Here is a 316-nt window from a genome sequence, read left to right as displayed (position 1 = left end):
TTTATCCAGTTATGGAAAATATCATTCGCTGTTGATTCACTCACTTCAAACTGTAACCCTAACATTTGAAATGTCGGCATCTGATGCAGATAAATTAGAGTTAGTAAGATTTGTTCCTCCACAGACAATTTCTGGTGACGACCCCCGCCTGCTTTAATCAACCTGATCTTAGCTTTTTCCTGTTCCTGCCGTCTTTCTTGCTCTAATAACTCCGCGGCTTGAATAAGTTTTATTAGCTGTTCGTATTCCATCCCTAATAGCCTTTTTGCTTGCTGGGGATTCTTGTCCAGATAGTCTCTTAATTTACTCATCTCTC

General features: G+C 39.9%; 1 protein-coding gene. It reads right to left on the bottom strand.

The features are described 5' to 3' along the window. The coding region (locus tag PL9631_RS25780; protein ID WP_197046535.1) for a helix-turn-helix domain-containing protein at positions 1 to 316 on the bottom strand (316 nt) is incomplete at both ends.

Source organism: Planktothrix paucivesiculata PCC 9631, from assembly GCF_900009265.2.
Lineage (GTDB): Bacteria > Cyanobacteriota > Cyanobacteriia > Cyanobacteriales > Microcoleaceae > Planktothrix > Planktothrix paucivesiculata.
Note: the sequence above shows the minus strand (reverse complement) of the source record. Positions and strands in the feature narration are given on the sequence as shown.